This is a genomic window from Alteripontixanthobacter muriae (genome assembly GCF_013336795.1).
Taxonomy (GTDB): Bacteria; Pseudomonadota; Alphaproteobacteria; order Sphingomonadales; family Sphingomonadaceae; genus Pseudopontixanthobacter; species Pseudopontixanthobacter muriae.
This window is the reverse complement of sequence record NZ_JAAFZT010000012.1, coordinates 164,773-173,567: the sequence shown is the minus strand read 5'-3', so window position 1 is coordinate 173,567 and position 8,795 is coordinate 164,773. Positions and strand designations below refer to the sequence as shown.

Sequence of the window (8,795 nt, the reverse complement as noted above, 5' to 3'; positions counted from 1 at the left end):
GGGTAACGCCGGCGCACTTTATGCTGTCAGACCTTGCGACCGGCGATTTTCGTACCTTTGCAAGGCTGTCCCCGCCGCTACGGTCGGAAGAGGACCGCCACGCCGTGCGCGAGGCCATTGCCAACGGGACCATTGATTTAGTCTCGAGCGGTCACGACCCGCGCGGCCCGGAGGACAAGCGCCTGCCTTTCGCCGATGCGGCGGAGGGCATGGCGGGTGCCGAAACCCTGCTGGCCATGGTTCTGACGCTCGTACGTGACGAGGTGATCGACATGCCGCGTGCTTCTGCGCTTCTTGCCGCCAATCCGGCGCGCCTTCTGGGCGTGAACGCAGGCGAACTGCGCAAGGGGGCAGAGGCCGACATCGCCATTGTCGATCCCGAGAAGCCATGGATCGTGGACAGCCGCCGGATGGAAGCGCAGGCGGGCAATACGCCTTTCGACGGGCAGCCGACCCAAGGCCGCGTAATGGCGCTGTTCAAGGGCGGCGTAAAGGTTTGATCTAGGACAATTGTTCGTCCAGACTGCGGCTGATCGGCGTTTCGACATCGCCGGTATGCAGGGTCGAAGCAGGCTCGATCAGCAGCACCCAACATTCCTCCTCCGCCACCGGATTGTGGCGCACGCCCCTCGGAACGGTCAGGAACTGACCCTCTTTCAGATCGACGGCGCGATCTTCAAACTCGATCCGCAGCGCGCCTTTGACGACATGGAACAACTCGTCCTGCGTATCATGGGCATGCCAGACGAACTCGCCCTTCAGCTTGGCGACTTTCAGCAGATGGTCGTTCACCTGACCGATAATTTTGGGCGACCAGAAATCGGTGACGCGGTCGAAAGCGGCTTCAAGGTCGGTGGGGTTGATCATTGCGATAGGCCTGCGCGGTTGACGTCAGGCGCTTCAATCGTCGCTTCTGCGCGATCGTGCAAGATCGCGCCGACAAAGCAAGGCCCGACGCGCCGGAGAGGGCGGGCGGGCCTGCATCCGTTAGAGATGAATGGATCAGCGGCGCGCCATGCGGACGCCCTGATCGAGTGCGCCGGGCAGCGGCTTGCCTTCCGCCCAGGTAAAGCAACCGTGGCCCGAGGCCTTGACCGATGCACACATCGAACTGGCAGCGGCTTGCCGCAATCCGCCCGCTGACACGCGGTAATACGTCTTTCCGCGCACGAGGGCGCGGGTGATGACCATGTCGTGATTGCGCAGTTCGGGATAGCGGTCGGCATAGATGTCCCAGGCACGGCGAGCGCGATCTTCGCTCCCGAATGAACCGAGCTGAACCAGGTGGCTTCCGCCTGCAACACGAGACGACGAGGCTGTGCGTGGTGCCTGCTTCGGCGCCTCTCTTGCAGCTGGCTGGCGAGCCGGGATGGGCTGAACAATCTCGCTGCTGGCGAAAGCCTTGGTGAACCCTGCAGGTTTTGCTGCGGCTTCAGTCGCTACTGGCTGCGGAGCCGCGGCTATCTTCACCGCCGCGGCCGGCGTGAAGGCGGGAGCGGCAGATTGCGTCGGTATCGGAGGAAGTTCGGCAGCGGGTCGCACCTCGGCATATTGTGCAGCCGGGGGTGTATTCGGAATTTCTACCTGAGCCATCTGCTCTGCGGCTTCTGCCACGAGTTGCTGCGGGCCGGGGTTGTTCGAAAGTGCCAGCGCTGCCGGCTGGCCGGCATCTGCAATCACCGGAACCTGCAAGACGTTCGCGATGCGCAGGTGTGCCTGATCGGGTCGTCCCGATTTCGCCCATTCCGCGATACGCGCGTCGAGCTGACCGGCCGGAACATCTTCCGCCGCCATGATCTTCGCACCGCTCCAATTGCCTTGCAGGGCGTAGGCATAGGCGAGATTCTGGCGAAGCTTCACGGTAGTTTCCCCGGCCCGCAGGGCATCGCCAAGGATCTGAACGCCGCGGTCCGGCTCACCCGCCAAGGCCAGGGCGAGGCCGAGATCGGCCGGTGCGATGTCGGGCGCCCATTCATCGAGCAGGTCCAGTGCCGCGCGCTGTTCACCCTGCGCAACATAGGCGAGGGCGAGGCTGAGCGCAGTGCGAGCGGAATCGTCGCCGAGTTCCAGCGCGTCTTCGAAGCTGGTCGCAGCCGATGCGAAGCGGCCGGCATCCATGTAGGCTGCGCCGAGCATGGTGCGATAGGCTGCATTGCGGGGCTCGGCCTGAACGGCAGCCTCTGCATGGGCAACCGCCTTCTCGTGATTGCCCTGCGCCATTTCCTTCTGCGCGTGGGCAGCCGAAAGGTCGGCACGCGGGGCGCTGCTGGTGGCGCATCCGCCGAGTGCGAGGGTGGCAAGTGCGGTGGTCGCGGCGAGCGCGATCCTGCGCGTCTTCGGATTGGTCCCGGTCATGGCATGTCCCCTCATGATTTGGTGCGCCGCTGCAATTGCGCGGCCAAGGTATCGAGTTCGGGCATGTCGCCCAGCATGGCATCCAGCGCGTCGGTGACGATCTGCTGGGCGCTGCGATTGGCTATCGTGCTGGCCAGACGCAGCTTCAGATGGCGTTCGGCATCGAGGCGCAGGGTAAAGGCTGCACGCTTGCCGCGCGATGCCGCTGACTGGCGCGAGGTAATGGACGTGACATTCCGGAGAACCGCCGCTGCATTCTTCGGCAGATCGACTGCTTCCTCGTGCTCGCCCATCGGCTCTACAGCCTTGGTGACAGGCCGCTCCTCGCCCGCAGAAACATGCCGTGGCGAGGTTTCCACAGCCTTGATGCGCGTAGCGATCTCGTGCTGCTGGCGGTGAACCGCCGGCGGGACAAGCTGCGCACGTTTGTCCGCGAGAGCAGCCTCTGCCTCACGATCGTTGGCGCGGGCTTCCGCCTCGGCTTCCGGATTGGCGGGTGCGGGGGTCAACTGGACGACTTCGCCTTCACATGAGGCGTCATCGTCCTGCTCACCCATGTCATTCCAGCCCAGATCCTCCAGATTGGCCGGGCGGCCCGGGATCAGCGGCGTGAGTTGCGGGCGCATGGCCGGCCTGGCGCCGCCCTTGCGGGCAAGCAGCGTCGGGCTGAGAGATGCGAAACTGGCTTCCGACATGATATGCGTTCCTGTGCGGGGTTCCGCTATTCAGCGATTCTACTGGGCGACCCGGCGGCCGAAGCCGCCTGCGGGGCGATGGGTTCCGGCGTTGCGAGCGGCACCGGATGCCTGATGCATTCCGCCGGGCGCTGCAAAGACCGTGCGGCGGAAGTTCTTTTCCAGCCGGTCGTAGATGTAACCCCACAAAGCCGTGACCTCGTTCGCGCTGCGGCTGTTCGGGTCCACTTCCATGACGGTGCGGCCATCGATCATGCTGGCGGCGAAATCGGTGCGGTGATGCAGCGTGATCGGCGCAACGGTGCCGTGCTGCGACAGAGCCACTGCCGCTTCCGACGTGATCTTCGCTTTCGGAGTAGCGGCATTCACCACGAACACCAGCGGCTTGCCGGCGCGTTCGCAAAGGTCGACCGTGGCACCGACGGCGCGCAGATCATGCGGGCTGGGCCGGGTGGGCACGACGATCAGTTCGGCAACCCCGATGACCGATTGAATGGCCATGGTGATGGCGGGCGGCGTGTCGATGACCGCCAGCTTGAAACCTTGCTGACGCAGGATCTGCAGATCGTTCGCCAGCCTGGCGACGGTAGTCTGGGCGAAGGCGGGATATTCCGCCTCGCGCTCGTTCCACCAGTCTGCCAGCGAACCTTGCGGATCGATATCGATCAGAACCACCGGACCTGCGCCGGCGCGTTGCGCCTGAACCGCCAGATGCCCGGACAGGGTGGTCTTGCCCGATCCACCTTTTTGCGATGCCAATGCCAGTACACGCACGGACTGGTCCCCCTGAATTGATTGACGGATAAACCGTATGAAACCCTGATCGGGCCTCGTCATTGCGACCCGCCAGCAACTGATGCACAGGATACCCCTAATTTTGAGTTAAGGAGCACTTCGGCCTTGGCGTCTGCGTGCAGTCTTTACGGAAGGCCTCGATACAGCACCGGCCTTTTGTTCTGAGGGAAACTCTTTGCTAACACTGCATTCACTAGGAAGGGCTGCGAAAAGGGCCGGGTTCGGCTCGGCAGAAAAAGACAGGCGGGCAACATGACCATGACTGGCAAGGCTTTTCTGAAAAGTGCGACCAGCAGCAATACTGGATCGTCAATGACACAAGCCGGTGCGATGCGGCCATTCCTGAGCCGGTTTGCCGCCGCAATGCTCATGTTCGGCCTGTCCGGCACGATTCCCACTCTTGCAACTGCCCAGACCGGGAACGCGACCGTGGTGAAGACCGGTGTGGATGCCTGGAGCGCCGGAGATTACGGCACTGCGGTCGAAATCTGGCGAGGGCCGGCAGAGGCGGGTGACGCCGACGCGCAGTTCAATCTGGCGCAGGCTTATCGCCTCGGCAGGGGAGTGGCGGCCAACATCATCATCGCCGAACGCTACTATGCGCAGGCGGCGGCGCAGGGGCACATTCAGGCAGCGGACAATTACGGTTTGCTGATGTTCCAGGACGGGCGGCGCGAGGCTGCGCTGCCCTATGTGCAGGCAGCGGCCGACCGCGGCGACCCGCGCGCGCAATATCTGCTGGGTATCGCGCATTTCAACGGCGATCTGGTGCCGCGGGACTGGGTTCGTGCATATGCATTGCTGACCAACGCGAACGCCGCCGGTCTGCCGCAGGCCACCTCGGCCATCGCGCAGATGGACAGGTACATACCGCTGGAACAGCGACAGCAGGCGCAGATTGTCGCAGATCAATTGCGCGATGCCTCTGATTCGCGGCGCAATGTCCAATTCGCCGCTGTCGATCTTGCCCTGAGGCAGGGGGGCTCGGGAGCTATCGTGCCGGTTCCTGCAGAAAGCGCCACTGCCGCTCCAAACGTGGAAGAGGCACGGCGTGCCGTCGCCTTGGCAGCGAGCGCGACCGGCCTGCAAAGTCCGGAGCAGGCAGGAGCTGACCCAATCCGCGGCACCGCGACGCAGTCAGTGCCAGAAGTGCCCACATCAGGCACGGTTCCAGAGACAGTCCCGGTTCGCGACATCCCGCCGACCGCACCGCCCCCAGTCATCACCCTTCCGGAGGCTGGTGCTGGAGCCGCTACAGAACCGAAGCGGGACGGTCCCTGGCGTGTTCAACTCGGCGCGTTCTCCGTCGATGGAAATGCAGAGAAGCTCTGGGATCGGCTTGCATCAAGGCCGGAACTGGCCGGAACCGAGCAGATCCTCATTGCATCAGGGCGGCTCACGCGACTCCTGGCCGGCGGATTCGCGACGCGCGCGGAAGCCGCTGCTGCCTGCGCCGCGCTGAAGCGGGCAGGCCAGGAATGCCTGTTAATGCAATAGGCCGCGTTCCAGAGCGAAAAGCCTGCCGTTTCTGACAGCTTCTGCTAGTTAGTCAGTTGAACGGGGGTGAGAATATGGACGAGGCTGAGCACAGGAGTCAGGCGGCGCAGGGGCTGACAGGCGAAGACCCGGGCAACGTGATGCAGCCAATGCCGATTTCCAGAACCGGCCAGCCGCGCATCGCCAGCCTGGATTTCATTCGCGGCATCGCCGTGCTCGGCATATTGCTGGCCAACATCGTCGCTTTCGGACAGCCCTGGTCGGCCTATCTGTGGCCGCCTGCCTTCATGGTCGAGCACGGTAGTGCCTCCGACGCATTGTGGCTCGCCCAGTTCACGCTGATCGATGGCAAGATGCGCGCCCTGTTCACGTTGCTGTTCGGTGCGGGCATGGTGCTGTTCGTCGACAAGGCGAAAGAGCGCGGGGCCACCAGATGGCTGCAGGCGCGGCGACTGTTCTTCCTTTTGCTATTCGGCCTTACCCATTTCCTGTTCATCTGGCGCGGCGATATCCTGACTCTGTATGCCGTCTGGGGCCTCGTCGCCCTGCTATGCATCGGCTGGGACGCCAGGACACAATTGATCATCGGCCTCATGGGCTTTCTGGCCGGTGCGCTGCTGATGACGGCCATGGGCGCATCGATGTATGTCATGGGCGGGACCGAGGCAGGCACGAGTGCGGCATTGGCCGACGGGCAAGCCATGATGCTCGCCAGCAAGGCCAGCGAGCTGGAGGAAGGCGCCCGCGACGCCGCCATCGTCATGGACGGCACCTACGCACAATATGTCGCGCATAATTTCAGGGGTCACCTCGAAGACATTGGCAGTGAATTGTGGCTGACGGTGATGGAAACTCTGCCTTTGATCCTGATCGGCATGGGCCTGTACCGCCTCGGCCTTTTCACCGGCGGTATGGACCCGGTAAAACAGCGGAGATGGGGCTGGGCGGGGCTGCTGACAGGCGGCGCCTTGACCCTGACCGTCGGACTCTGGGTGCAGAGCACGGGCTTCGACTATTTCGCGGCCATTTTCGGCTATATCGGCCTCAGCAGTTTCGGGCAGCTGCCGATGGCGCTCGGAATGGCGGCGTTGCTCGCCTTGTGGGCGCCCAAGGCGGGCGGCTGGCTCGGCCGCCGCCTTTCCGCTGCCGGGCGAATGGCCTTCACCAATTACATCGGAACGTCCATCCTGATGATGGTGGTGTTCCACGGCCGATTGGGTGACCTGTTCGGCAAGCTGGACCGCGTTGGGCTTTATGTGGTGGTTCTGGCCGCATGGGCAATCATGCTCGTGGTGTCCGAATCGTGGCTCGCACGGTTCCGATACGGGCCGCTGGAGTGGTTGTGGCGCTGCCTGACCTATGGACGTGTTTTCGCCCTCAAGCGGTAAACTATCCTTCGCGGTCGTGGCGCCGCCTGAGGATTTCGCGCGAGATCTGGCGGCGCTCGCGCGGCGAGGTGATGGCAGCGCGCGTTTCCAGCAGGAACAGCAGCAAGGCCAGCACCAGTTGCACCATTGCGACGATCCATGCCGCTGCAACCCAGGTGCCGATCTGAGGACGAATAAAGGCGCTGATGAACAGCAGCGCGACGACGAGGCAGATGGTCAGCGCTGCCGCCGTGGAGAGGTTGACCGCCGCCTGCGCCAGGAAGCGCCGCTGCCGCAATGCAGGAAGCTCTTCCGATTCGCGCCCGCCTGTTCCATCGTCTTCGGCTTCCTCGATCCGGTTCACTCGCTCCACAATCCAGATCAGCCGCGTGTTCATCACGTTCAGCACCGCGCCGATCGCCGCCAGCAGAAATACCGGGGCGAGGGACAATTGCAGGATGTGCTGAACGCGAACAGTGCTTGAAGTGCGTTCGATCAGGGTCGTGGTGATGTCCGCATTCGCGGCGATGAAGTCGAGGATCATGGCATGACGTTCAGATGAAAGGGTTCTTCGGGCTTTTCAGATTGACCCGCACCGGCACGGCCTCGAACCCCAATTCGCGCCTGATGCCGTTGACAAGATAGCGTTCGTAACTCGTCGGCAACGCATCCAGTCTTGTTCCGAACACCACGAAACGGGGCGGCCGCGTGCCGACCTGCGTGATGTAGCGCAGCTTGATCCGGCGGCCCTTCGGCGCTGGCGGCGGATTGGCTTCCAGCGCATCGTCGAACCAGCGGTTCAGCGCGGCAGTGGGCACCCGCTTGGACCAGCTTTCTCGTATTTCGAACGCAGTGGAAAGCATCGTGTCCAGCCCCTTGCCGGTCCGGGCCGAAACGGCGAACAGCGGCACGCCCTTCACCTGCGCCAGCCCTTCGTCGAGCGCGTGACGAATGCCGTTGAACAGGCCGCTGGCATCTTCGGCGATATCCCACTTGTTGATCGCCACCATCAGGGCGCGCCCTTCCTCCAGAACCATGGAGGCGATCTTGAGATCCTGATGTTCGAGGCCCTGCGTGGCGTCGAGCAGCAGCACGACGACCTCGGCAAAATCAATGGCGTGACGCGCATCGCTGACGGCCATCTTTTCCAGCTTGTCGGTGATCCGCGCTTTCTTGCGAATACCCGCCGTGTCGATCAGGCGAATCTCGCGCGTTTCGTCCGTCTTGGGATCGCGCCACTGCCAGTCGATGGCAATTGAATCGCGGGTGATTCCGGCTTCAGGTCCGGTCAGCAGGCGTTCCTCATCCAGCAGGCGATTGATCAGCGTCGACTTGCCTGCGTTCGGTCGCCCGACGATGGCCAGCTTGAGGGGGCCGGCAACAATCTCCTCGACATATTCCTCACCGCGATCTTCCGCGGCATCGCGGGCGTGCTGGCGGGCGATCTTCGCCTCCTGCTTCGCGATGTCTTCGGCTGCCTCGCGCAGCTTTTCGCCTTCGCCAAGGATTGGCCAGAGCGAATCGAACAGATCGGCAATGCCGTCGCCATGTTCGGCCGAAACTGGCACAGGGTCGCCGAAGCCGAGCTGAAAACATTCGTAGATGCCGGGCAGGGCGCCGCGCCCTTCGGCCTTGTTCGCCACCAGGATGACCGGCACTTGCTGCTGCCGCAGCCAGAGCGCGATTTCCTGGTCGAGCGTCGTGATGCCGACCCGAGCATCCACCACCATCATGGCGACATCCGCGCCGGCGAGGCTCAGTTCGGTCTGCTGGCGCATCCGACCTGGCAGCGAAGCAGGATCGTCATCTTCCCAACCAGCGGTATCGACGATCTGGAACTTCAGCCCCGCGATCTCCGCATCTCCGGTGCGGCGGTCACGCGTGACGCCGGGCTGATCGTCGACCAGCGCCAGCTTCTTGCCGACGAGCCGGTTGAACAGGGTTGACTTGCCGACATTGGGCCGTCCGATGATGATGACTTGCGGTAACATGATTTTGCGCAAGTGGCCTTTCGGAGGCGCTTTGGCAAGAAACCGCTGTCTTCGCGCTTCGGGGAATCTACGACACTCTTCAGCGGGTTTAGCAA

8 protein-coding genes and 1 pseudogene are annotated in these 8,795 nt (G+C 63.3%); 3 read left to right on the top strand and 6 right to left on the bottom strand.

What is annotated here, in order from left to right:
- Positions 1-500: pseudogene (locus G7A66_RS14095) on the top strand (amidohydrolase family protein); the annotation flags it as partial.
- A 1-nt stretch (position 501) separates the two neighbouring features.
- Here the strand turns inward: G7A66_RS14095 and G7A66_RS04225 are convergent.
- The 4 genes from G7A66_RS04225 to G7A66_RS04210 form a co-directional block, all read right to left on the bottom strand.
- Positions 502-867: a cupin domain-containing protein gene (locus G7A66_RS04225; protein ID WP_174294451.1), complete on the bottom strand. Its 366-nt coding sequence runs from the start codon at positions 865-867 to the stop codon at positions 502-504.
- Between the two features lie 135 nt (positions 868-1,002).
- Positions 1,003-2,355, bottom strand: a complete 1,353-nt coding sequence (locus G7A66_RS04220) for an SPOR domain-containing protein (RefSeq protein WP_174294450.1) — start codon at positions 2,353-2,355, stop codon at positions 1,003-1,005.
- Positions 2,356-2,366: 11 nt separating this feature from the next.
- Entirely contained in the window at positions 2,367-3,050 is a 684-nt protein-coding gene (locus G7A66_RS04215) for a hypothetical protein (protein ID WP_174294449.1), read from the bottom strand.
- Between the two features lie 39 nt (positions 3,051-3,089).
- Complete coding sequence (locus tag G7A66_RS04210; protein WP_174294448.1) at positions 3,090-3,824, bottom strand: AAA family ATPase; 735 nt, start codon at positions 3,822-3,824, stop codon at positions 3,090-3,092.
- A 333-nt stretch (positions 3,825-4,157) separates the two neighbouring features.
- On the opposite strand from G7A66_RS04210, the gene G7A66_RS04205 reads away from it, so the two are divergent.
- The gene (locus G7A66_RS04205; protein ID WP_232366625.1) at positions 4,158-5,342 is read left to right on the top strand and encodes an SPOR domain-containing protein; all 1,185 of its coding nucleotides are present in this window, start codon (positions 4,158-4,160) and stop codon (positions 5,340-5,342) included.
- Between the two features lie 74 nt (positions 5,343-5,416).
- On the top strand, positions 5,417-6,730 hold the full coding sequence (locus G7A66_RS04200; RefSeq protein ID WP_232366624.1) for a DUF418 domain-containing protein: 1,314 nt from the start codon (positions 5,417-5,419) through the stop codon (positions 6,728-6,730).
- Between the two features lies 1 nt (position 6,731).
- Here G7A66_RS04200 and G7A66_RS04195 read toward each other — a convergent pair whose 3' ends face one another.
- Together G7A66_RS04195 and der are read right to left on the bottom strand one after the other, a co-directional pair.
- Entirely contained in the window at positions 6,732-7,253 is a 522-nt protein-coding gene (locus G7A66_RS04195) for a DUF2721 domain-containing protein (protein WP_174294447.1), read from the bottom strand.
- A 10-nt stretch (positions 7,254-7,263) separates the two neighbouring features.
- Positions 7,264-8,700, bottom strand: coding sequence for a ribosome biogenesis GTPase Der (der, locus tag G7A66_RS04190; RefSeq protein ID WP_174294446.1), 1,437 nt, complete (start codon positions 8,698-8,700; stop codon positions 7,264-7,266).
- Between the last annotated feature and the right edge of the window lie 95 nt (positions 8,701-8,795).